Origin of the sequence: Microbacterium sp. UMB0228, from assembly GCF_002871415.1 — a bacterium.
In the GTDB taxonomy this organism is placed as follows: domain Bacteria; phylum Actinomycetota; class Actinomycetes; order Actinomycetales; family Microbacteriaceae; genus Microbacterium.
In genome coordinates, this window is the sequence record NZ_PNFU01000008.1 from 22,648 (window position 1) to 49,164 (window position 26,517).

Here is a 26,517-nt window from a genome sequence, read left to right on the forward strand (position 1 = left end):
GCCTTGCGGCACCGAGGATAGCGCGCGGTCGGCTGTCGCTGGCTCATTGGCGGCGGAACTGTCAAGCCCGTCGCCCGCCGGAGTTCCGGCCCCTACCGTGCAAGGATGACCGTCCAGACCGAGCCGCGCGCCGAGACCCCCACCCGGCTGCGCCGCGCCATCACCGGCCCCCTGCTGTTCGCGTTCATCCTCGGCGACGTGCTGGGGGCGGGGATCTACGCGCTCATGGGCGTGCTCTCGGAAGACGTGGGCGGGCTGCTCTGGGCACCGCTCGTCCTCGCGCTCCTCCTCGCCATGCTCACCGCAGGGTCGTATGCCGAGCTCGTCACCAAGTACCCGCGCGCCGGCGGCGCCGCCGTGTTCGCCGAGCGGGCCTTCCGCAGCCCGCTGGTCTCCTTCCTCGTCGGCTTCAGCATGCTCGCGGCCGGCGTGACGAGCGCGGCCGGTCTCGCCATCGCCTTCGCCGGCGACTACCTCAGCACCTTCATCGACCTGCCGACGACCCCGGTCGCGATCGTCTTCCTCGCGATCGTCGGCCTGCTCAACGCCCGCGGCATCCGCGAATCGATGGGCGCGAACCTCGTGATGACGGCGATCGAGCTCAGCGGCCTCGTGATCGTGATCGTCGTCGTCGCGGTGTTCGTCGGCGGCGGAGGCGGCGACCTGTCCCGGGCGACGCAGGTGCCCGAGGGGGCGAACGTCGCCCTCGCCGTGCTCTCCGGCGCCGTGATCGCCTACTACTCGTTCGTCGGCTTCGAGACCTCGGCCAACATGATCGAAGAGGTCAAGAACCCCCGGCGTACGTACCCGCGCGCGTTGTTCGGCGCGCTCCTCACCGCTGGTGTCGTGTACGTGCTCGTCGGCATCGCCAGCGCCGTCGCGCTGCCCGCATCCGAGCTGCAGGAGTCCAGCGGTCCGCTGCTCGCGGTCGTCGAGGCCACCGGGGTCAGCGTCCCGTCCTGGCTGTTCAGCCTCATCGCGCTCATCGCCGTCGCCAACGGCGCCCTGCTGACGATGATCATGGTCAGCCGCCTCACCTACGGCATGGCCGAGCAGAACCTCCTCCCGTCGGTGCTCGGGCGCGTGCTGCCGAAGCGGAAGACCCCGTGGGTCGCGATCCTCACCACGACGCTCGTGGCGATGGGCCTCACACTGGTCGGAGACCTCGCGACGCTCGCCGAGACCGTCGTGCTGCTGCTGCTCGTCGTGTTCCTCAGCGTGAACATCTCGGTGCTGGTCCTGCGCCGCGACAGGGTCGAGCACGACCACTTCCGCGTGTGGACGTTCGTCCCGGTGCTCGGCATCGCGTCGTGCATCCTGCTGCTCACCCAGCAGCGCCCGCAGGTGTGGCTGTTCGGCGCCATCCTGCTCGCCGTCGGCGGCGTGCTCTACGCTGTCGCCCGGTGGACCCGCAATCGCTCGAAGACCGCCGACACGAAGGAGAGCCATGAGCACGCCTGACGACACCGCCGACGAGACGTTCGAGGAGAACCGTCACGACCAGCTGACCTCGGCACCCGATGCCACGGAGGCCGACGCCGCGCCGCGCGTGGACATCTCGGAGCACGACGGCAATACGCGCATCGACATCCGGGACGACGCCGAGGTGCGTCCGGGGCCCGGGCCGGGAATGCCCGAAGCCGACGGCGAGGACTGACCGAAGGCGGTTCCGGCCTACAGCCAGCCCTTGCGCTTGAAGGCCGCGTACAGCCCGACCCCCATCGCGACCATGAGCAGCACCGCCATGGGGTACCCGAATGCCCAGTGGAGTTCGGGCATGTGGTCGAAGTTCATGCCGTAGACCGTGCCGACCAGCGTCGGGGCGAAGAGGATCGCCGCCCAGCCGGAGATCTTCTTCACCTCGTCGTTCTGGCGGATGCTCAGCTCGGTCATCCGGCGCATCTCGTCGTTCTGCCGCCGCGCGACGATGGTCGACTCGACCGTGAGGGCGTTGTCGAGCACGGAGCGGAAGGTGGACGCCTTGTCGCTCACGCGCAGGGTGTGGTCGAGCACGTCGCGCAGATATCGCTGGAGCTCCTCGCTCACGCGGTACTTCTCGGAGCCGCGCAGCAGCGCCTCCAGCATGCCGGCCAGCGGCTGGGTCGCGCGCTGGAAGTCGATCACTTCGCGACCGAGATCGTAGATCCGCTGGGTCGCGTCGGCATCCTCCTCGAAGAGCTGACCCTCGATCTCGTCGATGTCGTTCTCGAGACCGGCCAGGACCGGGGAGTACTCGTCGACCACCTCGTCGAGGATCGCGTAGAGCACCGCCTCGGGACCGTGCGCGAGCAGCGCCGGGTCGGCCTCGAGCCGGCGACGCACCCGACCGAGGTCGGGCGACTCCGCATGACGGATCGTCACGACGAAATCAGGACCGACCAGCACGTGCACCTCGCCGAACTCGACCTCCTCGCGCTCGTCCAGGTAACGCGCGGGCCGCAGCACCATGAACAGCACATCGCCGTACCGCTCCAGCTTGGCGCGCTGATGGCCGGACAGGGCGTCCTCGACGACGAGCTCGTGGATGCCGAACTCGTCGGCGACGGCACGGACCTCCTCCGCGCTCGGGCGGTAGAGGCCGATCCACCCCATGCCCCGCCGTTCCCGGATCCGCTCGAACGTCTCATCGAGGCTGCGTGGGTTCTCCGCGCGGACACCATCCACGTAGATCGCGTTGTCGACGATCGCCATCCGGACCTCGCTCGCTCGGGCCGGGATCACTCCGCCGGCGGAATGCAGGGAAGGGCGGCCTCCGCCGTCGCCGCGTGGTACTGCTCCGCGGTGAAGGGGAGACCGAACTCCGGTGCCGTCGCCCCGGAGGCGGCCGGCGCCTTGGAGGCGATGGCCGCGAGCTCCCAGGAGAGCTGCTGGGCGAACAGGGCACCGGCCGTCGAGTCGTTCAGCACGACGGCCACGGCGAAGCCGGTGGTCGGGTCGGAGTAGGCCGCGGTCGCGTAACCGGGAGTCCAACCGTGCTGTCCGATCATCGAACCGGCGAGGTACGCCCCACCCGTGGCTTGATACCAGGACGGCGCCCCCTCGACGGGGAGCGGCGTGGCGAATCGGTTCGGCTCGTCCTTCGTGCGGAGCGCTTGCCTCGCCTCCGCCTGGATGTACCGCCCGAGGTCCGTGATCGTCGAGACGACACCCGAGTCGGTGAAGCCGGTGCTGGAGGACAGCGTCGTGATGTCGACGGGAGCCGCACAGTCGAAGCCGCCCTCCACGGGGTTCATGTAATGGCCGGCGAGCACGGGGCCGTCAGCGGGAGGCGCCGCGGCCGGTGTGGGGAGCGCGGTCTCCGCGAGCTCGAGGGGCTCGGCGACATACTCCTCGATGAGCTGCCGCGCGCTCATCCCCGACGCGCGCTCGAGAGCCAGCCCGAGCAGGAGGTATCCGGCGTCGGAGTCACGGAAGGTGGTGTGCGGGGCGAGGCGGTCGCGGCCGAGACCGTAGCCGGCGAGCTCGAGCGGCGCCCATACGCGCTCCGGCGTGTTCTGCCACGCGCCCTTCGCCGTGTCCTCCGAGGAGCCGGCGCCGCTGGTCCCGTTGCAGAGGTCGAGGAGTGTGACGTCCTCCATGTCGGCGACGCCGGAGACGTATTCGGGCACCGTCGCATCGAGCTCCACCGTGCCCTCGTCGACGAGCGCGTACAGGACGTCGCAGGTCATCAGACGGGTCACGTCGCCGATCCGGAACGACATGTCTGTGGAGAGCTCACCGCCGTCCGCCTTGCTCTGCGTCCCCGTGGCGGCGACCCAGGTCCCGCTCCACGGCACCCAGATGCCGACGATCGCGCCGCTCGCTCCGGAGGCCGCGATCGCGTTGTCGACGGCGCCCTGGAGCGCCGCGACCGTCTCGTCAGGAAGGGTCGCCTCGGCCTGCTCGGGCGGCGTATAGCTGAAGGTGTCCTCGGAGGAGCATCCGGTGAGGACGAGACCGAGGACGGCCGCTGTGGCCGCTGCGGCGCGCCACCGGCGCGACGAGAGAAGCTGCATGTGTGGGAACCCCCGAAGACGTGTCTCCTGAGTCTAGAGCGCGGATGCTGAAAGTCGGCCCCGCGAGCCGTCGTAGGGTGTCCCTGTGCCCCATGACTTCGCTGCCGACGTGATTGCCGCCGTCCTCCGCCACATGAACGACGACCACACCGACGACAACCTGCTCATCGCCCGCGCCTTCTCCGCACCGCCCGTGGACGACATCGACGGCGCCGTGATGACGGGCTTCGACGGGGAGGCCGGACGGTGGGAGGTCTCGCGTGGCGGTGCGACGTCGGAGCTCCGGGTGCCGTGGCCGGGCGGTCCCATCACCGAGCGCCGGGAGGTCCGCCGGGAGATCGTGGCGCTGTATGACGACGCCTGCGACCGCCTCGGCGTGGAGCCCCGACCCCACGACTGACCGCCGGCGGCGGGGTTCCCTCCAAGGTTAGGCTGCCCTTACACTGAAGCCATGCCCGAGATCCTCTCCTTCTCCGCCGCCCTCCGGGAGCGCTCCTCCGGTTCCCACTCCCGCAGCGAGACGGCGGGCTTCATGTCCGACCTCCTCAAGGGAGAGGGCTCGCGCGAGGACTACATCGCGCTCGTCGCACAGCACTACTTCATCTACGACGCGCTCGAGGGAGCCGGCGAGCGCATGCGCCAGGACCCGGTGGCGTCGGTGTTCCTGAGCGACAAGCTCACGCGCCTCCCCGCGCTCGAGGCCGACCTCGCCTTCCTCCTCGGGCCCGAGTGGCGCGAGCGGATCGCCCCGCTGCCCACCACGCAGCGCTACGTCGAGCGCATCCGACAGGTGGGCGCGACGTGGGCCGGCGGTTTCGTCGCGCACCACTACACCCGCTACCTCGGCGACCTCTCCGGCGGCATCTTCATCGGCCGGGTGATGGCGCGGCGCTTCGGCTTCGAGACGAACGGCATCGGCTTCTACCTCTTCGACGACATCGCCGACCCCTCCGCCTTCAAAGACGTGTATCGCGAGCAGCTCGACGCCGCTCCGTGGGACGAGGCCGAGCGCGAGCGCGTCATCGACGAGGTGCTCCTCGCGTACCGCTTCAACACCGAGCTGTTCGAAGACCTCGACCGCGCCCGCGCCGCCGCCTGACCCGGCGGTCGCCGTCAGGTCCGCGGCAGCTCGGGCGTCGAGGCGGCGAGCCACGCATCGCGCATGAACCGCCGCACGTCCTCGTCCACGCGGATGTCGCTCGGCCGCAGGGGTCGGGAGAGGTAGAGGCCCTCCAGCGACGTGAGCCGGCTGAGGGCGACGTAGGTCTGCCCCGGCGCGAACGCCCCGGAGCCCAGGTCGATCACGGCCCGGTCGTAGGTCTTGCCCTGCGACTTGTGGATCGTCACGGCCCAGGCCAGGCGCAGCGGGAACTGGGTGAACTCGGCCACGACGTCCCGGGAGAGCTTCTTCGTGTTCGGGTCGTAGGCGTACCGGAACCGCTCCCAGACGGCCGGCTCGACGTCGACCTCCTCGCCGTCGATCTCCACGCGCACGGTCCCGCCGAGGATCCGGGTCACCGTCCCGATCGTGCCGTTGACCCAGCGGGGCGGCTCTCCGGTCATCGCGGTGTCGTTGCGCAGGAACATCACCTGCGCGCCCACCTTGAGCTTGAGCTCGGACTCGGCGGGGAGGGAGGCCTCTCCGCGTCCGAAGTCGCCGCTGACCTCCGCCCGCGCGGTCTGCTCCTTGCCGGGGAGCGCGGCCAGATGCCGGCTGTTGATGCTGTTCACGATGTCGTTGCGGGTGGCGAGGGTGATCATCGGCACCTCGCCCGGCTCAGGGTCCGGAGGGGTGCGCGCGCCCTGAGCGTTGAGGATCCCGGCGATCTCCGCCGTCACCCGCCCGTAGCGGACCGCGTTGAGCATGGACTTGAAGCCGTCGTCCGACTGGCGGTGGATCTGCACGAGCTCCCGCACGTGCAGCTCCGCCCTGGTGTCCACCTCGAACAGCGCCCCCTGGGTCCCCTGGGTCCCTGAGCCTGTCGAAGGGCCTGTCGAAGGGTGGGTCCCTGAGCCTGTCGAAGGGCCCGTCGAAGGGTGGGTCCCTGAGCCTGTCGAAGGGCCCGCCCACACCTTCGCGTCGAAGAACCAGAACGACCGGTAGTGGTCCTTCACGTACCGCGCCTCGTCCCCGCGCGGGGGGACGGGGGCGAGCTGGTACGGGTCGCCGAACATGACGATCTGCACGCCGCCGAAGGGCTCGCCCCGTCGGCCCCTGGCCTGCCGGAGGGAGCGGTCGATGGCGTCCATGAGGTCGGCGTTGACCATGGAGATCTCATCGATGACGAGGGTCTCGATGGCGTTGAGGATGCGTCGGGTCGCATCGTTCTGATCGATGTCCCCGTCCCCGATGAGCCCGATCGGCAGCCGGAACAGGGAGTGGATCGTCTGCCCCTCGACGTTCAGGGCCGCGACGCCGGTGGGGGCGCAGATCGCGATCTGCTTCTTCGTGTTCCAGGCGAAATGCTGCAGCAGCGTGGACTTGCCGGTGCCCGCGCGTCCCGTGATGAAGACGTGCTCCCTGGTGTCCTCGATGAGCCGGAACAGCTCCTGCTGCTCCTCGGACAGGGCGGGAAGGGACACGGTTCTCACAGGGCTGGCGGGGCGGACACGGGACGCTCCCCCATGCTACGTGCCCCGTCCGGTGGCGGCCCGCAGACGCTCGGCGTCCCCTCAGGACGCCCTCCTAGACTGACCGGCATGGAGCGGGCCGGGACGCGCGCGCCCCGGCGGTCGCGCCTGGGCGCCGATCTGGCGATCCTCGGGCTCATCGGCGTCCTCCTGCTGGCCGCGATCGGTGCCGGGGGCGCCACTCTCTACCGGCAGTTCTACGGCCCGTCGGCCTTCGTGGTCCGCTACCTCGATCTGCTCGCCGAGGGGCGCGCGGCCGACGCCCTCCGGGTCCCCGGCGTCGCGATCGATCGGGAGACCCTCGACGAGGCCGGGATCGACCCCGCCGCCTCCGAGGCCATGCTGCGCCGCTCCGCCCTCGGCCCGCTCACCGACATCGAGGTCGAGTCGGAGAAGACCTCCGGTGACGACACCGCTGTCACGGTCAGCTACCGGGCGGGAGGCCACTCCGGGACGACCACCTTCCACGTCGCGCAGGACGGCTGGGCGGGCGTCACCCCGAACTGGCGCTTCACCACGAGCCCCCTGGCGGTGGTCGAGCTCACCGTGCGCGGTTCCGACCGCTTCGCCGTGAACGGCTTCGAGGTCGACCGTCGCCAGATCTCCGCTGCCGGTGCCGCCGCCACTCCGCTCGAACCTCTGCCCCTGCTGGTCTTCACCCCCGGCGTCTACTCCGTCACGGTGGACACGGCGATCTCCACATCGTCCGGGCACGGGGTCCTCGCCGACAAACCGCTGGCCGTGACCCCGTTGGACGTGCAGTCGGAGCCGACGGAGGAGTTCGTCGAGGTCGTCCAGGAACGCGTCGAGGAGTTCCTCACCGACTGCACCACGCAGGAGGTGCTGCAGCCCACCGCGTGCCCGTTCGGACTGCGGGTGCAGAACCGGATCGCCGAGCCGCCGAAGTGGTCGATCAGCCAGCAGCCCGAGATCATGGTCGCGCCCTCCGACGACGGGCACTGGCAGATCCCGCCCGCGACCGCCGTGGCGCACGTCGAGGTCGAGATCCAGTCGCTCTTCGACGGCTCCGTCGAGCCGGTCTCCGAAGACGTGCCGTTCCGCGTGAACGGCTCGATCGCCATCCTTCCCGACGGCTCCGCCTCGATCCGCGTCGGATCGCCGGACGACCTCGGGCAGTGAGCCGCGTCAGCGGCGCTGACGCTCCGCGGCGCGCTGGTCGCGTGCCGCGAGGTCGGCCAGCCGGGCGTTGTATTCCTCCAGCTCGGCGTCGCCGGTGCGGTCCGCATGGCGGTCGCGCCGGCGCTGGAGCTTGGTGTCGCTCCGGCTCCACTGGATGGCGACGGTGATGGCGAGGATGAGCGTCGGGATCTCCCCGATCGACCACGCGATGCCGCCGCCCACATACTGGTCGGTCATCGGGTCGGCGCCCCAGTCGCGGCCCATCGCGCCGAACCAGTCCGCGACCATCAGCCCTTCCTGCATCATGATCGCCATGCCGAAGAACGCGTGCATGGCCATCACCGCGATGAGGGTGATGAGCCGGCCGGGGTACGGCAGGCGGTACGGCACGGGGTCGGCGCCGATGAGGCTCATCACGAACAGGTAGCCCGAGATCAGGAAGTGGATGACCATCCACTCGTGCCCGAGGTGCTCGTACATCGACCAGCGCACCAGATCGGTGAAGTAGAACGCCCAGAGCGACAGGATAAAGATCGCCGCTGCCACGATCGGGTGGGTGACGACCCGCGCGAACGGCGAGTGGACGGCCCACATGATCCATTCGCGGCCGCCGCGGGTGCCGTCGTCGCGCTTGTGGATCGCGCGCAGCGCGAGCGTGATCGGCGCTCCGGAGACGAGCAGCAGCGGGATCGCCATCGAGAGCATCATGTGCCCGAGCATGTGCACGCTGAAGAGGTACTCCTGGTAGGCGTTGATGGGGCCGCCCGTGACCCACACCAGCAGCAGCAGGCCGAGCACCCAGAACACCGTGCGGTGGATCGGCCAGCGATCGCCGCGGAGCCGGAGTCGGCGCACGCCCGCGAGATAGAAGAAGAGTCCGAAACCCGCCGCGACGAGCCACAGCACGTCGATGTCCCACGCCGTGAACCAGCGCTCCAGGGTGAGCTCGGGCGGCAGCAGCGATCCGGTGAGGATCTGCGCCGGGGTCTGCGCGAACGCCGCGACCTCGCCGGTGGGCGGGGGCGTGCGCGCGAGGGCGGCCGCGGCACCGGAGGCGAGTCCCATCAGGGCCACCTCGCCGAGGACGAGCGCCCAGAACCACCGGGACGCGCGGTCCCCGCTCAGCTTCGGGATCAGACGCGTGCGGTACCAGGCGCCGAGCAGCCCCATCCCGACGAGCAGAGCGGCCTTGACGACGACGATGAGGCCGTAGGGGGTGGTCCACACGGCCTCCCAGCTGCCGACGGCCACGATGGAACGGGTGAAGCCGGAGACGGCGACCACCGCGAAGGCCGCGATCGCGAGGGAGGAGTACCGGCCGACGAGCGTGGGCAGATCGAGGTCCTGCTGCCCGCGGAGGAGCACGAGGAGGAGCAGTCCGCCCAGCCACACGGCCGCGCCGATCGTGTGCAGGAGGATGGAGTTGACGGCCATGTTGTGTCCGTCGAGGTCGCCCGCGTGCCCCTGGGTCGCCAGCGGCAGGAACGACACCGCGGCCAGCAGGGCGGTGAGCAGCGTGGGCGTCCAGGTGCGCCAGGCGAACGCGAGCACCGTGATGACCGCACCGAGAATGGTCGTGATCAGCCACGACTGCCCCAGCGGGAGCTCCAGCAGGAAGCGTCCGAGCTGCGAGCCGAACTCGCGCTCGATGCTGAGCTGCGGGTTGAAGGCCGCCATAAAGGAGAAGAAGCCGGCCAGACCCGAGGAGACGGTGAAGACGGCGGCCCCGACCGAGGCGATGTTCAGGGCCGTGTCGAACGTGCGCTCTCCCGCTCGCAGTCCGAACAGGGCCAGCACGAGCGATCCGAGCATGAGAGCGCCGGCGAGGTTCATCACGAGCTTCGCGAGCGGTGTGCCCCACAGCACCACGGGTCCGGGGTCCTGCAGCAGCGGCGGGTTCGCCCCTCCCCCGACGAGCAGCGCCCAGACGAGGGCGACGCCGGCAGCGGCGAGGAGGATGACGATGCCGGCGAGACGGTACGCCGACGTCGAGCGCGGCGTCTCGGTGCGGGAACTCACCCCTCCAGCCTAGGCTCGCGCAGCAGGGAGGATGCACGAAGGCCGCCTCCGAAGCGGGGGCGGCCTTCGAAAAGGGTGCGGTCTTACTTGACGGCAGCCTTGAGCTTGGAACCGGCGGTCACCTTGACGCGCTTGCCGGCCGGGATCTTGATCTCGGCGCCGGTCTGCGGGTTGCGGCCCGTGCGGGCGGCCGTGTCGACCTGCTCGAACGAGATCCAGCCCGGGATGGAGACCTTGCTGCCCTTGGCGACAGCGTCGGAGACCGTGGCGAACAGCGAGTCGAGGACACCGGAGACGGTGGCCTGGCTCTGGCCGGTGGCGGAAGCGATGCTCGCGACGAGCTCGGTCTTGGTGATGGACTTGTCAGCCATGTCATCCTCCAGCGACGAAGGACCGTCGCATCGTGTGTGGGTACGGGAAGCGGGTGCTCCCCGGTGGTCGTGTGACCGCCTCGAATGTACCAACGGCCACCCGGATTTCCGCGTCATTTCGCGGGTTTCGACCGATTTCCCGGCGTGTCGCGTCACATTGGCCACTCGCGTCACAGGTTTTCGGCCGCACTCTCGCCGGTTCAGGCCCCCGCGCGACAACAGGCGCTCCCCCGCTCACGCGCCTGTTCCCGCGCGATCGCCTGCGTCGCCGGGCATGCAAAAAGGGCGAGGATCCGAGATCCTCGCCCTTTCTCGCTCGATGCTTACCAGCTCGACTTGGTCACGCCGGGCAGCTCGCCACGGTGCGCCATGTCACGGAAGCGGACACGCGAGATGCCGAACTTCGTGAGGACACCACGGGGGCGGCCGTCGATGACGTCGCGCGAACGCACGCGAGCCGGCGACGCGTTGCGCGGCAGCTTCTGCAGGCCGACGCGGGCGGCCTCGCGGGCCTCGTCGGTGGCGTTCGGGTCGACCAGGGTCTTCTTCAGCTCGGCACGACGCTCGGCGTAGCGCTCGACGATGACCTTGCGCTGCTCGTTGCGCGCGATCTTGCTCTTCTTAGCCATGGATCAACGCTCCTCTCGGAATTCGACGTGCTGACGGATGACCGGGTCGTACTTCTTGAGCACGAGGCGGTCGGGGGTGTTGCGGCGGTTCTTCTTGGTCACGTACGTGTAACCCGTACCTGCCGTCGAACGCAGCTTGATGATCGGACGGACGTCCTGAGCCTTCTTGGCCATTAGAGCTTCACACCCTTCGCCTGGAGGTCCTTGACGACGTTCTCGATGCCACGCGCGTCGATCACCTTGATGCCCTTGGCGGACACGTTGAGCGTGATCTTACGACCGAGCGAGGGCACGAAATAGGTCTTCTTCTGCACGTTCGGGTCGAAGCGACGCTTCGTCCGGCGGTGCGAGTGCGAGACGTTGTGACCGAAGCCGGGAACAGCTCCGGTCACCTGGCACACTGCTGCCATGATGATGACTCCTTCATTACCGTGAGACCGGACGGCCTCACCCAAGATCCCTTGTCTGCACGCCGCCCCGCATACCGATCTCTCGGCGGAAGAAGGGGGAGCACACGAACTGCGCACAGGAGCGTGCGCAGACGAAGAGTCAGTCTAGCACGGCCTCCGCCGGCCGTTCGAATCGCCTGAATGGCCCCATCTCAGGCCGAAAAGCCGCCATTCGCGCGATTCGAAGCGTCGGCGGCACCCCGCCCCCACCGGAACGGGGAGACCGTGGGGTCGCCGGGGATCCAGAAGCGCCAGGGGAACGCGTCCGTCCCGGCGATGCCCGCCACCCCCACCCGCGGGCCCTGAGCGACGTCCGCCACGGGAGGGCCGAGCCACAGCTCCGCCCTGGCACCGTTCTGCTCGTCGCCCGTGATGGCGTCGAGGCCGTCGTGCAGGGAGTGCCGCAGCCCCGCGGCCTGTCCGAGCCGCCCTGGTCCGCGCGCGAGGTCCCGGAGGGCGGTGCGGCCGAGCGGCGGGACCGCCCGTCGTCGTCGGGCCGCCGCGTCCACGCCGGACACGATCTCCCCGGCACGGAGCAGGACGCCGTCGCCCTGCCCCTCGGGGCCACAGGCCACATTGACGCAGGAGTGGATGCCGTGACTCAGGTACACGTAGAGATGCCCGGGCTCGCCCCACATCGTGGCGTTCCGGGCCGTGCGCCCCATGCGGGCATGCGAACCGGGGTCGGCCACCGCCCCCGTGCCCTGCCCGTGATACGCCTCGACCTCGGTGATGCGCACGCGCACCTCGACCGGGAGGCCGTCCTCGATGACGACGGTCCGCAGCTCCGCGCCGAGCAGCGTCGGCGCGACGTCCACGGCGGAACGCATCACGTCCTCACGGGTGGCGCGGCGCAGGGCCTCCGGCTCCGTCACGTCAGAACCGCGGCGCCGTCTGGCACCAGGACGCGTCGAAGCCGGTCAGCGCGACGATCTCGTCCCCGGTCTTCATGTCGATCAGGTGCGTCTCGAGCTCCTCCGGGAGGGGCAGCAGCATCCCGTCATAGGCGTTGTCGGCCATGTCCGGGGCGATCACGACGGCGGCGTACTGGCCGCTCGGCGACGCGCAGGCCTGGAGGATCGAGTCGGCGGCACTCACCTCCACGAGCGGGGTCGCCGCACCGGAGTCGTCGACGCGGATCACGGCCTGGCCCACCGGGAGACCGCCCTCGTCCCGGGCGACGACGTGTCGCAGGGTCCCCCCGGGGAACGGGGTGATGGAGGTGGCGCTGCCGTAGTCCGGCTCGGAGGGGGCGAGCGGCTCCTCGGATCCGTCTGCGAGGTCGAGCTCGACGACCGACCCGTCCAGCCGCTCGACGATGGCGGTGTACGTGCCGCGGGAGATGCCCTGGATGGTCGTCGCGAGGCCGAGGGACTGCACGCCCGTGTCGGCGGACTGATCGACGAGCGAGAGCGCCCCGTCGAAGTCGATGAACAGCACGGCGGCGCTGTCGGGCACGAACTGCCACACGAAGACGCTCACCTCCTCGTCGCCGACCTCGATGATGCGGGGCTCGTCGTCGCCGCTCAGCGACTGGGTGACGAGCACGCTCGCGCGCCCCTCGGTGTCGCTGAGCTCGCGATCGGAGTAGCTGTAGCCGACGAGGTTGCCGCGCTCGGACACCTGGATCGCGCCCACATACCCCTCGCCAGGCAGCGGGAGCTCGCGCTGATCGGAGCCGTCCCTGTCCATCACGAGCATCCGCGACTGGTCGTCGTCCTCGACAGCGGCCACGAGCTGCGTGGACGTGGCCCGGAAGTCGTCGATGCGCGGGTGGGAGAACACGGGCTGCGCGTTCTCTCCGGTCAAGTCGGTGCGGAAGATGATGTCGTCGCCGTCGGGGTCGCGGCGCAGGAGGAAGATCGACGACGACGGCGTCTCGAAGGACGTCGTGAGGTCCGCGGCGGGGCCGCCCCCGGCGCCGGTCACTCCGGCCACGGTGACCGTGTAAGTCGTGTCGTCGTCGAGGGGCACGGTGAAACGCACGCCCACCCCGCGGCCGGCGGCATCGACCGTGAACGGCACGGAGGGCTCGACGGTGACCTGCTCGGGGTCGATGGCGGAGAGGGGCTGGTTCGCGGTGAGGATGACGCGGCTTCCGGACGATTCGATGGCCTGAGCGGCGTCGACCTGCACGTCGGTGACCCGCGGGCCCTGGAGGAGGCTCACGATTCCGAGTCCCGTGCCGACGAGGACGAGCACTCCGACGACGGCGCCGATCGTGACGAGGAACCGACGGCGGGACCACGGGGCGCTCCGCGGCGCCTCGTCGTCGGCGGGGAGGTCGGTCGTGGGCGTCCAGCCCGGCTCCGCCGCGTCGTCCCGGGCACCGTCTGCTCGGGAGGCGGACGTCGGGCCCGCGGGGGTGAACACCGGTTCGGGCGCCTGCGGGATCGCGGGGATGCCTGCGGCCGACTCCTCTGCCGCACGCTCCGCGGCTTCGCGCTCCGCGGCACGCTCCGCCGCAGCACGCTCGGCCGCCGCACGCTCCGCGGCTTCACGCTCCGCTGCTTCACGGTCGACGGCCGCCTGCTCGGCCGCGACCTCCGCCGCCATGCGCTCCACGGCCGCACGCTCCTCGGCGACCTGCTCCGCTTCGGCCTGCTCGACAGCGGCGCGCTCGGCCGCGGTCTGCTCCTCCGCGGCGCGCTCCTCCGCTTCCCGGGCGGCGCGCAGCTCGGCGCGGGTCCGCGGGACGGCGGGCGGCTCCGGCCGCTCGTCGTCAGTACTCATACGGGTCCTTCGGCTCGTCGATCGCCACCACATCGGTCGGCTCGATGTGCAGGGAACCGTCGTCGTCGGCGCGGACCTTCCCCGTGATCTCGACCCATTGTCCGGTCTTGTAGGCGTCGGCGTCGACGCTCACCGGCAAGGCGGCGGTCTGGGCGTCGATGACGCAGTGCGTGATGACGAGACGGGTGAGGTTGACGCCGTCTCCCTCACCGGGCGTGACGAAGCCCTGCAGCGTGACGTCGGCCCCGTCGTAGGCCGCGGTGTTCGTCGCGGCGGCGAAGACGCTCGCCCAGTCGCCCACACCGAAGGTCGAGGTGTCCGCGACCCCGAGGGCGACGGTGTCGGCACCGGCGAACAGCGCGGTCTCCTCTCCGGCGCGAGACATCGCGAGCTCCACCGAGAGCGAGGCGGGAGGCAGGACGAGCGCGGAGACGACGACCCCGGTCGCGACCACGCCGCCGGCCAGCGCACCGACGCCCGCGAGACGCCGGCGCGACAGCCCGGACGGGCGGTCGGCTTCGTCGTCCACGGACGCCGCCGGCTCGTCGGAGCGCGAGGCCGCGGGACCGTGGTCGTGTCCGTGGTCCTCCTCGGCTCCCAGCGGCAGCGCGCACGACCAGATCGCCCCGGCGAGCGTCACGACGGCGGCCGCGCACGCGAACCACACCGACTCCGGGCTGATGTAGAGGCTGAGACGGTCGGTCACCGCGAGGCCGAGGGTGACGACCGCGACGACGGATGCCAGGCCGATTCCCAGCCACCGGGTGGCGAGGGCGCGGGAGCGGGCGGAGAACTCAGGCAAGGACGTTCACCCCGATCCCGATCGCGAAGGCCGATGCCAGCACGACAGCGGTGATGCCCACGAGCGTGCGGGTGGTGAAGGTCGTGCGCATCAGCGCGAGCATCTTGATGTCGACGAGCGGGCCGACCAGGAGGAACGCCACGAGCGCACCCGAGGAGAAGGTCGACGCGAACGACAGCGCGAAGAAGGCGTCGACGTTGGAGCAGATCGCCACGACGATCGCGAGCAGCATCATCGCGACGATCGACAGCACAGGGTTGGCGCCGATCGTGAGCAGGACGTCGCGCGGGATGAGCACCTGCACGGCCCCGGCGAGCGCGGAGCCGATCACGAGCGCCGGCATCACGGCCCGCAGCTCCACGAGGAACTGCGTGAGGCTGCGGCGCACGGGGGTTCCCGGTTCGTGCGTGACGCGCTCGCACGTGTCGACGAAGCGCTCGGTGAGCAGCGACTCCGGCGAGGGGTGGCGGCTGTAGATCCAGCCGATGAGGTTCGCGATGAGGTAGCCGCCGACGAGGCGGGCGACGAGGATGCCCCCGTCCCATCCGAAGGCGGCGTGCGTCGTGAGGATCACGATCGGATTGACGATCGGCGCCGCGATGAGGAAGGTCAGCGCCTCCGCGGGGGCGAGCCCGCGCATCATGAGCCCGCGGGCGAACGGGACGTTGCCGCACTCGCAGACCGGGATGAGCATGCCGAGCAGCGAGAGCACCGCGCGACGGGCCCAGGCGCGGCGCGGGAGCCAGCGGTGGATGACGTCCGCCGGGAGCCAGACCTGCACGACGATCGACAGGAGCACGCCGAGCACGACGAACGGCAGCGCCTCGATGAGCACACTGAGGGCGAGCGTCAGGCCGTCCTGCGCTCGGGTGGGCAGCGAGGCGGGGAAGAGGGTGGGGAGGAAGGCGTCGATGAGGAACAGGGCCGCGACGACCACGGCGCCGATGCCGACGGCGATCCACGTCGAGCGCGGCGAGGGCGCTCGACGGTGCGTATGGCCCGGACGGGTGGCCGTTCGTGCCGGGGCGGTCACGCTGTCGCAGCCCTCTCGGCGTCGCGCTTGTTGGCGCAGGGGGTGCAGAGCCCGAAGATGTCGACCACGTGGGCGGCTTCGGTGAAGCCGTGCAGGGCGGCGGTGCGGTGCGCCCACTGCTCCACGTCCTTCGCCTCGATCTCGACCGTGAGGCCGCAGGATCGGCAGATGAGGTGGTGGTGGTGTCCCTGGGTGGTGCACGCCCGGTAGAGCGCCTCTCCCTCGGGGCTCTGCAGCGAGTCGGCGTCGCCCGCGGCCGCGAGCCCGGCGAGGGCGCGGTAGACGGTGGCCAGGCCGATCCCGGTGTTGTCGTCGCGGAGCGTCGCGTGCAGGCTCTGCGCGCTCACGAAACCGCGCGCGTCGGCGAGCGCTTCGCGCACACGTTCGCGCTGCCAGGTGTTCCGCTGAGCCATGCCATCGATTCTAGGCCGGGACGGTTGGCGAGGGCTGGGAGCGGCCCCACCGCGGATTCGAATCGCCCGATTGGCGGCATCTCCGGCCGAAATGGAGCAAAGTGCGCGATTTGAACGGGGTCAGACGCGGGTGACCCGGGACCGGACGCGCTGCACGATCCAGCACACGACGTAGATCGTGAAGGACAGGGTCGTGATGTAGGGGCTCACCGGGAGGGTTCCGGCGAGCGCAAGGAGGATCCCGCCGACGGCCGACACGAACCCGAACACGGCCGCCAGCACCGGCACCGCGACCGGGCCCGCCGTGATCCGCATGGCGGCGGCCGCCGGTGTCACCAGCAGCGCCATCACCAGCAGCGCGCCGATGACGTGCACGCTCACCGCGACGATGAGCCCCAGCAGCATCATGAACAGCAGGCTCACGGTGCGGGTGGGAACCCCGCGGGCGGCCGCCGACTCCGGGTCGAGCGAGTCGAAGCGCAGCGGATTCCACATCACGAGCAGGCCGAGCAGCACCACGAGGCTGATGCCGATGAGCCAGCCGAGGTCGGGGCTCGAGACCGACACGATCTGCCCCGTCAGGAGGCTGAACCGGTTGGCGCTCCGGCCGTCGTACAGCGACAGGAACAGAATGCCGAGACCGAGCCCGAACGGCATGATCACGCCCACGATCGAGTTGCGGTCCCTGGCCTTGGCGCCGAGGACCCCGATGAGGATCGCCGCCACGAGGGCTCCGCCGAGGGAGCCGAGCACCACGCTGCCGCCGAACAGCAGCGCCGCCGCCGCTCCCGCGAAGGAGAGCTCGCTCACCCCGTGCACCGCGAAGGCGAGATCGCGCTGCATGACGAAGACCCCGATGAGGCCGCCGACGAGGCCGAGCACGGCACCCGCGATGATCGAGTTCGAGAGCAGGGCGACGAGCTCGCCGTAGTCCTGGAAGGAGAAGACGTCGTCCCAGCCGACCATCGGGACGAGGGCGGACGCGGCGGTCATGCGGCGCCCCCGTGCTCGTGGTCGTGATCGTGGTGCGGCTCCGCGTCGGGGACGCCGACCACGACGAGCCGGTCGCCGGCGCGCAGTACGAACACCGGGGTGCCGTAGAGATCCGTCAGCACACGGGTCTGCAGGACCTCCTCCGGAGTCCCGAGGAGGAACCGACCCCCGGCGATGTAGAGGATGCGGTCGACGCGGTTCAGGATCGGGTTGACGTCGTGTGTGACGAAGAGCACGGCGGCCCCACGCTCCCGACGCTGCCGGTCGATGATGTCGGTGACGGCGACCTGGTTGGCGAGGTCGAGGTTCGACAGCGGCTCGTCGCAGAGCAGCAGCGCGGGCTCGTCGGCCAGCGCCTGTCCGACCCGGAGGCGCTGCTGCTCCCCGCCGGAGAGCAGGCCCACGCGGCGGTCCGCGTAGGAGGTCGCCCCGACCGCGGCCAGCAGCCCGTCGACCTTCGCCCGGTCGCCGCGGTGCGGGACCGGGAAGCCGAAGCGGCTGCCCTGCACGCCGAGGGCGACGAGGTCACGGGCCCGCATGCTCGTGTCGGGCGCGAGCGCGCGCTGCTGCGGGATGTACCCGATGCGGGCGTTGCCGCGGTGCACGGGCTCGCCGGCCACGCGGATGCTGCCGCGGGACAGCGGCTGGAGTCCCAGGATGCTGCGCAGGAGCGTCGTCTTCCCGGAGCCCGACGGGCCGAGCACGGCGATGAACTCCCCGGGCTGCACCGTGAGGTCGAGTCCCGACCAGAGCTCGCGGTCTCCCCGCTGCAGGGCGCCGTCGGCGATCTCGAGGACCGGACCGGTCTCCCTCGCGGGTCGCTGAGCCTGTGAACGGGCTCCGCTCACGACTGCACGGCGGCGGCGAGGCTCTGGATCGCGTCACTCATCCACTCAGAGTACGACGATCCGTCCTCCAGCAGCTCCGTGAACGCGACGACGGGCACCCCGGCGTCCTCCGCGGCCTTCTCCACGCGCTCCGTCTCCGCGCCGCCGGTCTGGGCGTTGGTGAGCACGGCGGTCACATCGCCGGACCCGACGACCTGCAGCGCCTCGAGCAGCACGGCGGGCGCGACATCGCTGCCCTCCTCCACCGACTCCGCGAAGCCCTCGGGGGTGACGTCGGTGAGCCCGGCGGCGGTGGCCAGGTACCCGGGCAACGGCTCGGTCATGAACACCGTCGCACCGGCGGCGTCCGCCTTGATCGCCTCGAGGTCGCCCTCGAAGCCCTCCAGCTCCGCGACGAGCTCGTCCGCGTTCGTGCGGAACGTGTCGGCACCGTCGGGGTCGATCTCGGTGAGCTCGTCGGCGATCGCCTCGACGACGTGGATCATCGTGTGCGGGTCGAACCACACGTGCTCGTTGAAGCCCTCGATGTGATCGTGGCCGGCGTGCTCGTCCTCGCCCTCGGCGTGCTCGTGATCGTGCGGCTCCTCGGTCGCGGCCTCGTCGTCGCCGTGATCGTCGTGGCCCTCGTTGCCCGGGTAGTCGTGCGAGAACTCCACCGCGGTGACGACGTGCGGGTCCTGCGCATCCTGCAGGAGGCTGTCGATGAACGCGTCGTAGCCGCCGCCGTTCTCCACCACGAGGTCGGCCTTCTGCAGCGTGAGGCGGTCGCGAGCGCTCGCCTCGTAGGAGTGCGGGTCCTGGGTGACCGAGTCGATGATCGAGGTGACGTCGACCCGGTCTCCGCCGACCTGCGCGGCGATGTCGCCGTAGACGTTGGTGCTCGCGACGACCGTCACCGCGCCGTCGTCCTCCGCCGCGCCGGACGTCGACGAGCATCCGGCCAGGGAGAGGGCGGCGACGGAGGCGAGCGTGAGGGCGAGGGCGGGCTTCTTCATGGGTCCCACTCTAAACGCTAATGAGAACCATTATCAAACCGTCCCTCGCCCGCCGGCGCCGCCTCAGTTCGTAAGTGCCCCCGGGGCGACCCACACCGTGGCCTCGCCCGGCAGTGCGGACCCGTCCAACGCGACAGTCGACAGCACGGCGTCGTCGGCCGCAGCGCCCAGATCGAACGGCACGGTGCCGAAGTTCGTCACGACCTCCCACCCGTTCGGGCGGCGGAACCGCAGCACGTCCTCCCGACCCGTGTCGACCCACTCGAGCGTCTCCCCGGTCTGCAGCAGTCGTCGCAGCCGCAGCGCCTCGCGGTACAGGTTGAGGGTCGAGCCGGGGTCGGCGTCCTCCACCTCCACCGCATGCTCCGCGAACCAGGCGGGCTGCGGCAGGTGCGCGCCGGCTGCGCCGAAGCCGTACGAGCTGCCGGACGCCGTCCACGGCAGAGGCACGCGGCAGCCGTCGCGGCCCAGGCCGTCGAAGTCCGCGCCGCGGAAGAACCCGGGGTCCTGACGCTGATCGGGCGCGATCTCCGCGACCTCGTGCAGGCCCAGCTCCTCGCCCTGATAGAGGTAGGCGCTGCCGGGCAGGCCGAGCAGCAGCAGCGTCGCGGCGTGCGCCCGACGCAGGCCGCCCTCGCGGTCGAGGCCCTCCTCCGGGCCGCCGGCGCGCACCCACTCGGTGCCCTGCTTGACCGCGCGGCCGCGCAGCGGCGGCAGGCCGTAGCGGGTGGCGTGCCGCGTCACGTCGTGGTTCGAGAGCACCCAGGTGGTCGACGAGCCCGCAGCCTGCGCCTGGGCGAGGTTGTCGGCGATGATGCGCTGGAAGTCGGCCGCGTCGAAGTCGGCGACGAGCAGGTCGAAGTTGAACGCCTGCCCGAGCCCCTCCGCGGACGCGTACTTCGCGCGGCGCTCCGGGGTCTCCACCCACGCCTCGGCGACCGCGGTGCGCGGCGGGTCGTACTCGTTGAAGACCGCGCGCCACTGGGCGTAGATCTCGTGCACGTCGTCGCGGTCGATCATCGGATGCGTGCCGGAGGTGCGGTCCATCGCGTCGAGCTCCGCGCGGGACGGCAGCGGCTCGGTGAGGTCCTTCGTCAGCATGTGGGCCACGTCGATGCGGAAGCCGTCCACGCCGCGGTCCGACCAGAAGCGGAGCGTCGTGAGGAAGTCCTCGCGCACCTCCGGGTGGTCCCAGTTCAGGTCGGGCTGCTCGACGGCGAAGTTGTGCAGGTACCACTGGCCGTCTGCGACGCGCTCCCAGGCGCTGCCGCCGAACACCGACACCCAGTCGGTGGGCGGCTCCGCGCCGTCGGGGCCGGTGCCCTCACGGAAGATGTAGCGCTCGCGGGCGGCCGAGCCGCGGCCGGCGGCGAGTGCCTCCTGGAACCAGGCGTGCTGGTCGGAGGTGTGGTTGGGGACGATGTCGACGACGACGCGGATGCCCCGCGCGTGCAGCGCCTCCACCATGGCGTCGAAGTCGTCGAGGGTGCCGAGACGCGGGTCGACGTTCCGGTAGTCCGCCACGTCGTAGCCACCGTCGGCGAGTTCCGACGGGTAGAACGGGCTCAGCCACACCGCGTCGATGCCGAGCTCGGCGAGGTAGTCGGCGCGCGACACGATGCCGGGGATGTCACCCAGGCCGTCGCCGTCGGCGTCCGCGAAGCTCCGCGGATAGATCTGGTACACGGCGGCCTGACGCCACCAGGTCGCGGTCTTGTCGTCTTCGCGGGTCGCGGTGAGCAGCGAATCGGTCATGAGGAAGAGGCTCTCCTTGTTTCTTGCGGGGGGTCGGGTCAGCCCTTGACGGCACCCTGCGTGACGCCCTCCATCACCCAGCGCTGAGTGAAGAGGTAGGCGACGATAGCGGGAGCCATGGCCATCAGGTACGAGGCGAAGGCGACGTTGTAGTTGTTGCTGAACTGGTTCTGGAAGAGGTTCTGCCGCACCGGGAGCGTCTGCAGCGCCGGATCGGAGATGATCAGCGACGGCATCATGAAGTCGTTCCAGGCGTAGAGGAAGGCGAAGATGCCGACCGTGGCGCTCATCGGCGCGAGGAGCGGGAAGATGAGCCGCCAGAACGTCTGCCAGGTCGTGGCGCCGTCGATCCGCGCGCTCTCCTCCAGCTCGATCGGGATCGACCGCAGGAACGCCGTGAACAGCAGCACGCTGAAGCTGAGCTGGAACATCGTGGCGAGGATGATCACGCCGAACGGGTTGTCGAGGCCGACGCGTCCGGTGAGCTGGATCTGCGGAAGCGCCACGACGGGGAACGGGATGAACATCGCCGCCAGCAGATAGAAGAAGGAGTACCGGAACAGCCGGCGGTCCCAGTTGCGCACGATCGCGTACGACGCGAAGGCCGCGAGGACGATCGTCGCGATGACCGTCCCCGCCGTGACGAGCAGCGAGATCGCGGCGCCCACGGGGAACTTCGTGAGCGTCCATGCCTGGACGAAGCCGTCGAGGCTGAACGGCGCCGGCAGCGAGAACGCGTTGCCGTCGACCGCCTGCCCGGTCGTCTTGAACGCCATCGAGATCGTCACGTACAGCGGGATGAGGATCGTCGCCGTGCACAGGATCAGGATGATGGTGCCCGACCAGTTGACGCGCTCCATCTTCTGCCGCTTCCGGCGTCCGTCCGCGGGGATGGTGGTGAGGGTCTCCGTCGACATCAGAACGTGTTCCTTCCGCGGGTCAGCGAGAGCTGGAGGACGGAGATGAGCACGGCCACGATGAAGAAGATCGTGGCGTTGGCCATCTGGTAGGCGTAGTCGCCGCCGTTGAAGCCCGCGATGATCGTCATCGCGACGCTGCGGGTGGCGGTGCCCGGGCCGCCGTTGGTGAGGCCGACGATGATGTCGTAGGCGTTGAGGAAGCCCTTGAAGCCGAGGATCACGTTGATGACGACGTAGCCGGCGACGAGGGGGATCGTGATGCGGGTGAGCTGCTGCGTGCGGCTGGCGCCGTCGATGCTCGCCGCCTCGTACACCTCGCCCGGCACCGACAGGAGTCCGGCGATGTAGATGAGGAGCGTGCCGGGGACCGCCTGCCAGGCGGTGACGATCACGATCGCGACCCAGGCGAGGTCGGGGTTCGCGAGCAGGCTCGTCTCCAGCCACGGGATGCCGGTGGCCGCTCCCGCCGCGGGGATCGAGTTCGAGAACAGGAAGTTGAAGACGTAGGCGATGATGATGCCCGAGATCACCATCGGGATCACGAAGATCGTCCGCAGCCCCGTCTTGAACCGGATGCGGGAGGTGAGGCCGACCGCCAGCAGGAACGCGATGACGTTGACGACGATCACGGTCGCGATCGAGAACCCGAAGGTGAAGAGGTAGCTCTGCAGGATCGCCGGGTCGCTGAACAGCGCGATGTAGTTCGTCAGCCCGTTGAAGCTCCACTCGCCGATGCCGATGGAGTCGGTGAAGCTGAAGAAGATGCCGATGACGCCGGGGACGGTGATCGCGAGCGTGAAGATCACGAGGGTCGGCAGGAGGAACAGGTAGTAGATCGGCTCGACGCGGCGGGCCTGGCGGCGGATCTTTCGCTGCTTTCCGGTGACGATAGCGGTCGTGGTCGTGCTCATGGCGCGGACTCCTCTGTCTCGCCCGATGCGGAGTCCTCGGAGCTCGGGATCGGGGCGCGGAAGGCGATGCGGGCCCAGTCCGCGTCCATGGTCCGGAGGATGGACGACGGGGCGGCGCCGAGGACCATGGCCTGCGCGTAGTTGAAGATCGGGAGGGTCTTCGGGACGAGCACCGAGGGGCCCTGATAGATCCGCCCCTCGTCGTAGTACTCGATCATGCCCTCGATGCGCGGGTCGTCCGGCGGTGCCGCGTCGGTCGTCGGGGTGAAGCCGAGCTGCGAGGCGTTGTACTCCTCGATGTTCTCGGGGAGGTAGAGGTACTCCAGGAAGTCGCGCGCGGCCTCCTGGTGCCGGGACTCCTCGGGGATCATGACCGCGAGGTCCATGTTCACGCGGACCGCGAGGTCGTCCGGGTCGTCGGTCATGGGCAGCGGGAAGGTGCCGAGGTCGAGGTCGGGGTCGGTCTTGGCGATCTCGCTGAACGCCCACGGCCCCTGCAGGTACATCGCCGCCTCGCCCTTCGCGAAGGCGAGGTTCCCGTCCCCGTACGCCCGGCTGGCGGCGTCCTCATTCGTGTACTCGTCCGCGAGCACCATCATCCTGTCCATCGGCTCCGCGAAGTCCTTCTCGAAGGAGACCTCCGAGTCCGGCCCGACATCGGTGCCCTCGGCGGCGAGCGCGTCGAAGAACGCCAGCACGTCGAGCGAGCCGCCGACGGCGTAGTCGTACCACCCCTGTCCGACCGTCCAGTCGTCCTTGAAGGTGGCGTAGAACGGATCGATCCCGGCCTCGCGGAGACGGTCGCTGACGGCGAGGAGCTCGTCCCAGGTCTGCGGTACCTCCAGGCCCTGCTCCGCGAAGATCTGCTTGTTGTAGATGACCGAGGCGGCCATGACCGAGTACGGCAGGGCACTGGTGCGGCCCTCGCAGGAGCCGTACTGGTCCATGAGCGGCTGCAGGTCCTCGCGGATGCCGGCGGCCGCCTCGGTGTCGGAGAGGTCGGTGAGCGCGCAGCGCTGCACGAACCGGGCGACCTCGTAGTTGTAGTTGGCGAGCATGATGTCGGGCGGGTTGCCCCGGACGAAGCTCGCGGAGACGACATCGACGCCGGACGTGTCGATCTCCACCCGCACGTCGTCCTGCGACGCGTTGTACTCCGCGACGAGCTCCGTCATGAACGGGATGGCCTCGCGCTTGCTGAACGTGAAGCGGATGGTCTCCGCTCCCCCGCCGGCGGCGCAGCTCGTGAGCGCCGTGCCGGTCAGCACGAGGCCGAGCGCTCCGGCGGCCCAGCGCACCGCCCGTGGTCGTGTGGCAGACACCGTCGTCCTTTCGTAGATCCGCGGAGTAAATCTAGTGAGCGAATTTAGTCCGTCTAGAGGTACTGTCTCATCTGGACGACAGAAAGGTCAAGGGGAGTGGCAGAGGTCTCGACAGGACTCGGCACCGGCCGCGCGAGTGTGAGCGCGGTGCTCGACTTCGCCTGGACGGCCGGCGAGTTCACCGCCACCGAGGCGATGGCCGGCACCTCGCTCACCCGCTCCACGGCCATCGACGCCATCGACACGCTCGTCACCGCCGAGGTGCTGCGCGAGCTGCCGAACGCCCGCGCCATCGGCGACTACCGCTCCGGACGCCCGGCGCGCCGCTTCGCCCTCGCGGCGGATCTCGGTGTGGTGATGGGCATCGACGCCGGGGACACCCACCTCGCGGTCACCGTCGCGGATCTGCTCGATCGCACGCTCGTGCATCATCGCGTGGAGGTCGACCCCGCGCAGAGCGTCGACGACCGCCGGGCGACGATCCTGCGGCACCTCGCCGCCGCGCGCGACGAGGCCGGGGTGCCCCCGGAGCGCGTGCTCGCCGTGTGCGCGGGTGTCGCCGCCCCCGTGAACCGCGACGGCATCTCACCCCCGCACCCCGACGGCTTCTGGGAGCGCACGAACCCCGGCCTCGCGGAGGCCCTGCGCGACTGGGCCCCGGTGGTCGAGGTCAAGAACGACGCCCAGCTCGCCGCGATCGCCGAGGGGACGCTCGGGGTCGCCGTCGACTGCCGCGACTACGTGGCCCTGCTCGCCAGCGAGCGCTTCGGCGGCGGCGTCGTCGTCGACGGGCACGTGCTGCACGGCGCCCACGGCGGCGTCGGCGAGGGCGTGGTGTTCGACCACATCGTCGGCGTCGGATCGGCGGTCGGGCTGCGGTACGCGCTGGAAGAGCAGGCCCGGGGCGCTGTCGCGGAGGGCGAGGCCCCCGCCGACGGAGCCCTCGGCCGGCTCGTGGCGGACGGGCCGGTCGACCCCCGACTGGTGCTGACGCTCGCCGCCTCCGGAGACCCCGACGCCCTCCGCGTCGCCGAGCGCGTGGGCGCGACCCTCGCCAGGGTCGTCGGCGTGCTCGGCAGCATGTACGACCCCGCCCGCGTGATCATCTGCGGGGCCGTGGCGGAGAGCATCGAACCCGTGCTGGCCGCCGCCCGCCGCATCCTCCCCGACGAGCTGCACCTGCCCGCACCGGAGATCCTCGCCTCGACGCTCGGCGCGGAAGTCGTGTCGGCCGGGGCCATCGCGACCGCCCGGAAGGCTGCCAGGGAACGGGCCGTCCCCCGCCTCGCGGAACAGCGTCTCACCGCCTGACCTCCCTCTCCCTTCTCCCTCTCCCTCCTTCCCTCGCGAAAACAGGCGCCCGCGCGAACTCAGGCGAACGCGGGAGTTCAGGCTCTCCCCCACTCCAGAGCCTGTTGTCGCGCGAGAGCCTGTGTCGGCGACACGCGCTGGGGGGTCAGTCCGGCTTGACGGACGCGGGCACCAGCAGCCGCCCGCTGAGGACAGAGCCGTGGAATGTGCGACTGGCGACGATCACCCAGGCGAGGACCAGCACCCCGTACGCGGCGACGGCGAGGACGTCGATCAGGACGAGGCCGCTGTGCACGGCGAGCCCGCTGAGCCCCGTGACGCACGTCCCGATCGGGAATGTGAACGACCACCAGGTGAGGCTGAACGGCAGGCCGCGGCGAGCCGTCCGCAGCGTGACGGCCGACGCGATTCCCGCCCAGAGCAGGGCGAACCCGATCATCGCGAAGCCGTACACCTGCGCCCCCACCACCAGCACCCGGGCGGTGAAGGGATCGACGACGGTGTCGGCGTTCGTCGCCAGCAGGGTCGCCGCGGTCACCGACTGCCCGAGCGGGCCGAGCACGATCCACAGCGTCGGCACCAATGCCGCCGGCCCCATCTCATGGTGCATGAGGCGATTCCAGATCAGAGTGATGATGATCATGGACGCCACCAGGCTCACGCCGAAGAGGGCGCCGCACAGCGTGAGGAGCCCTTCTCGGACCGGTCCCGCCGGACAGTACGGGAGGAGGAGGGCGCCCGTCGACGCCGACACCATCGGCGGCACCACCGGCATGAGCCACCCGCCGAAGGCCGCGGCGGGGGCGTTCACGTGTCGGGTGAAGGCGAGGAAGGGTACGAGCACGGCCGTGCAGACGCCCAGCACGGTGCCCAGCACCCAGAGCACGGCATCGAGTGCGACCGCAGCCGTGACGCCGATGAGATCCTTGCCCAGCAGGACCGCGCCGGCTCCGACGGTCAGGAGCGCCATCGGGGGCGCCCCGTAGAAGTGCGCCATCACCGGATGCCGGTGATGCGTGCGCGCCACCGCTCGATACCGCAGCCAGTGCCACCCCGTCGCCGCCGTGACGGCGACGAGGAGGACGGTCGCCGCCACCCAGACGATCGTCGCGGCGGCGCGAAGACCCGGGGGCTGCACGGGGAGCGACGCGGCCGCCGTGGCGACGATCCCCGTTCCCATGACGGAGGCATACCAGTTCGGCGTGAGATGCGAGAAGAGGGCGAGGGGACGGTCGAGATCGCGGAAG

The 26,517-nt window shown here is 70.4% G+C and carries 27 protein-coding genes; 6 read left to right on the forward strand and 21 right to left on the reverse strand.

The annotated features are described in order from the left end of the window. Positions 1-105 precede the first annotated feature (105 nt). Together CJ226_RS15660 and CJ226_RS15665 are read left to right on the forward strand one after the other, a co-directional pair. Positions 106-1,461, forward strand: coding sequence for an APC family permease (locus CJ226_RS15660; RefSeq protein WP_102209771.1), 1,356 nt, complete (start codon positions 106-108; stop codon positions 1,459-1,461). Next, on the forward strand, positions 1,448-1,657 hold the full coding sequence (locus CJ226_RS15665; protein ID WP_102209772.1) for a multidrug transporter: 210 nt from the start codon (positions 1,448-1,450) through the stop codon (positions 1,655-1,657). The genes CJ226_RS15660 and CJ226_RS15665 overlap by 14 nt, the downstream gene beginning before the upstream one ends. A 17-nt stretch (positions 1,658-1,674) precedes the next feature. Here the strand turns inward: CJ226_RS15665 and corA are convergent, their stop codons facing one another. Next, complete coding sequence (corA, locus tag CJ226_RS15670) at positions 1,675-2,691, reverse strand: magnesium/cobalt transporter CorA (protein WP_102209773.1); 1,017 nt, start codon at positions 2,689-2,691, stop codon at positions 1,675-1,677. A gap of 26 nt (positions 2,692-2,717) precedes the next feature. Further along, on the reverse strand, positions 2,718-3,995 hold the full coding sequence (locus tag CJ226_RS15675; protein WP_102209774.1) for a serine hydrolase: 1,278 nt from the start codon (positions 3,993-3,995) through the stop codon (positions 2,718-2,720). Positions 3,996-4,080: 85 nt separating this feature from the next. On the opposite strand from CJ226_RS15675, the gene CJ226_RS15680 reads away from it, so the two are divergent. Beyond that, entirely contained in the window at positions 4,081-4,395 is a 315-nt protein-coding gene (locus tag CJ226_RS15680) for a DUF2470 domain-containing protein (protein WP_062637923.1), read from the forward strand. Positions 4,396-4,446: 51 nt separating this feature from the next. Then, positions 4,447-5,094 (forward strand): heme oxygenase (biliverdin-producing), encoded by a 648-nt coding sequence (locus CJ226_RS15685; protein WP_025102725.1) that lies wholly within the window; start codon positions 4,447-4,449, stop codon positions 5,092-5,094. Between the two features lie 14 nt (positions 5,095-5,108). Here CJ226_RS15685 and CJ226_RS15690 read toward each other — a convergent pair whose 3' ends face one another. After that, the gene (locus tag CJ226_RS15690) at positions 5,109-6,578 is read right to left on the reverse strand and encodes an ATP-dependent RecD-like DNA helicase (protein WP_102209775.1); all 1,470 of its coding nucleotides are present in this window, start codon (positions 6,576-6,578) and stop codon (positions 5,109-5,111) included. Positions 6,579-6,695: 117 nt separating this feature from the next. On the opposite strand from CJ226_RS15690, the gene CJ226_RS15695 reads away from it, so the two are divergent. Beyond that, a complete protein-coding gene (locus CJ226_RS15695) occupies positions 6,696-7,766 on the forward strand; it encodes a hypothetical protein (protein ID WP_062637919.1) in 1,071 nt (356 codons plus the stop codon). 6 nt (positions 7,767-7,772) lie between these two features. Here the strand turns inward: CJ226_RS15695 and CJ226_RS15700 are convergent, their stop codons facing one another. The 17 genes from CJ226_RS15700 to CJ226_RS15780 form a co-directional block, all read right to left on the reverse strand. Then, the gene (locus CJ226_RS15700) at positions 7,773-9,785 is read right to left on the reverse strand and encodes a cytochrome c oxidase assembly protein (protein ID WP_102209776.1); all 2,013 of its coding nucleotides are present in this window, start codon (positions 9,783-9,785) and stop codon (positions 7,773-7,775) included. Between the two features lie 83 nt (positions 9,786-9,868). Continuing rightward, entirely contained in the window at positions 9,869-10,156 is a 288-nt protein-coding gene (locus CJ226_RS15705) for an HU family DNA-binding protein (protein ID WP_017203554.1), read from the reverse strand. A 323-nt stretch (positions 10,157-10,479) separates the two neighbouring features. Beyond that, a complete protein-coding gene (gene rpsN, locus CJ226_RS15710) occupies positions 10,480-10,785 on the reverse strand; it encodes a 30S ribosomal protein S14 (protein WP_017829734.1) in 306 nt (101 codons plus the stop codon). A 3-nt stretch (positions 10,786-10,788) separates the two neighbouring features. Continuing rightward, on the reverse strand, positions 10,789-10,959 hold the full coding sequence (gene rpmG, locus CJ226_RS15715) for a 50S ribosomal protein L33 (protein WP_017203558.1): 171 nt from the start codon (positions 10,957-10,959) through the stop codon (positions 10,789-10,791). After that, a complete protein-coding gene (rpmB, locus tag CJ226_RS15720; protein WP_025102729.1) occupies positions 10,959-11,195 on the reverse strand; it encodes a 50S ribosomal protein L28 in 237 nt (78 codons plus the stop codon). Before rpmB ends, rpmG begins: the two co-directional genes overlap by 1 nt. Before the next feature lie 191 nt (positions 11,196-11,386). Beyond that, positions 11,387-12,109, reverse strand: coding sequence for a DNA-3-methyladenine glycosylase (locus tag CJ226_RS15725; protein WP_257996702.1), 723 nt, complete (start codon positions 12,107-12,109; stop codon positions 11,387-11,389). 1 nt (position 12,110) lies between these two features. After that, a complete protein-coding gene (locus tag CJ226_RS15730; protein ID WP_102209777.1) occupies positions 12,111-13,967 on the reverse strand; it encodes a hypothetical protein in 1,857 nt (618 codons plus the stop codon). Further along, positions 13,957-14,769, reverse strand: a complete 813-nt coding sequence (locus CJ226_RS15735; protein ID WP_102209778.1) for a TIGR03943 family protein — start codon at positions 14,767-14,769, stop codon at positions 13,957-13,959. Before CJ226_RS15735 ends, CJ226_RS15730 begins: the two co-directional genes overlap by 11 nt. Continuing rightward, positions 14,762-15,802 (reverse strand): permease, encoded by a 1,041-nt coding sequence (locus tag CJ226_RS15740; protein WP_102209779.1) that lies wholly within the window; start codon positions 15,800-15,802, stop codon positions 14,762-14,764. The genes CJ226_RS15735 and CJ226_RS15740 overlap by 8 nt, the downstream gene beginning before the upstream one ends. Then, positions 15,799-16,215 (reverse strand): Fur family transcriptional regulator, encoded by a 417-nt coding sequence (locus CJ226_RS15745; RefSeq protein ID WP_025102734.1) that lies wholly within the window; start codon positions 16,213-16,215, stop codon positions 15,799-15,801. The genes CJ226_RS15740 and CJ226_RS15745 overlap by 4 nt, the downstream gene beginning before the upstream one ends. A gap of 120 nt (positions 16,216-16,335) precedes the next feature. After that, complete coding sequence (locus tag CJ226_RS15750; RefSeq protein WP_102209818.1) at positions 16,336-17,181, reverse strand: metal ABC transporter permease; 846 nt, start codon at positions 17,179-17,181, stop codon at positions 16,336-16,338. 23 nt (positions 17,182-17,204) lie between these two features. Continuing rightward, entirely contained in the window at positions 17,205-18,056 is an 852-nt protein-coding gene (locus tag CJ226_RS15755) for a metal ABC transporter ATP-binding protein (protein WP_062637912.1), read from the reverse strand. Continuing rightward, positions 18,053-19,051 carry a metal ABC transporter solute-binding protein, Zn/Mn family gene (locus CJ226_RS15760; protein WP_062637910.1) on the reverse strand — a complete coding sequence of 333 codons (999 nt, stop codon included), beginning with the start codon at positions 19,049-19,051 and terminating at the stop codon, positions 18,053-18,055. The genes CJ226_RS15755 and CJ226_RS15760 overlap by 4 nt, the downstream gene beginning before the upstream one ends. Before the next feature lie 63 nt (positions 19,052-19,114). Beyond that, the gene (locus CJ226_RS15765; protein ID WP_102209780.1) at positions 19,115-20,806 is read right to left on the reverse strand and encodes a glycoside hydrolase family 13 protein; all 1,692 of its coding nucleotides are present in this window, start codon (positions 20,804-20,806) and stop codon (positions 19,115-19,117) included. Positions 20,807-20,844: 38 nt separating this feature from the next. Continuing rightward, a complete protein-coding gene (locus tag CJ226_RS15770) occupies positions 20,845-21,723 on the reverse strand; it encodes a carbohydrate ABC transporter permease (protein WP_025102739.1) in 879 nt (292 codons plus the stop codon). Continuing rightward, complete coding sequence (locus CJ226_RS15775; RefSeq protein WP_062637906.1) at positions 21,723-22,637, reverse strand: carbohydrate ABC transporter permease; 915 nt, start codon at positions 22,635-22,637, stop codon at positions 21,723-21,725. Before CJ226_RS15775 ends, CJ226_RS15770 begins: the two co-directional genes overlap by 1 nt. Beyond that, on the reverse strand, positions 22,634-23,959 hold the full coding sequence (locus CJ226_RS15780) for an ABC transporter substrate-binding protein (RefSeq protein ID WP_180964624.1): 1,326 nt from the start codon (positions 23,957-23,959) through the stop codon (positions 22,634-22,636). The genes CJ226_RS15775 and CJ226_RS15780 overlap by 4 nt, the downstream gene beginning before the upstream one ends. 96 nt (positions 23,960-24,055) lie before the next feature. On the opposite strand from CJ226_RS15780, the gene CJ226_RS15785 reads away from it, so the two are divergent. Further along, the gene (locus CJ226_RS15785; RefSeq protein WP_102209781.1) at positions 24,056-25,270 is read left to right on the forward strand and encodes an ROK family protein; all 1,215 of its coding nucleotides are present in this window, start codon (positions 24,056-24,058) and stop codon (positions 25,268-25,270) included. Positions 25,271-25,415: 145 nt separating this feature from the next. Here the strand turns inward: CJ226_RS15785 and CJ226_RS15790 are convergent. After that, positions 25,416-26,517 (reverse strand): TDT family transporter (locus CJ226_RS15790; protein ID WP_257996704.1); only part of this gene is annotated, 1,102 nt, incomplete at its 5' end.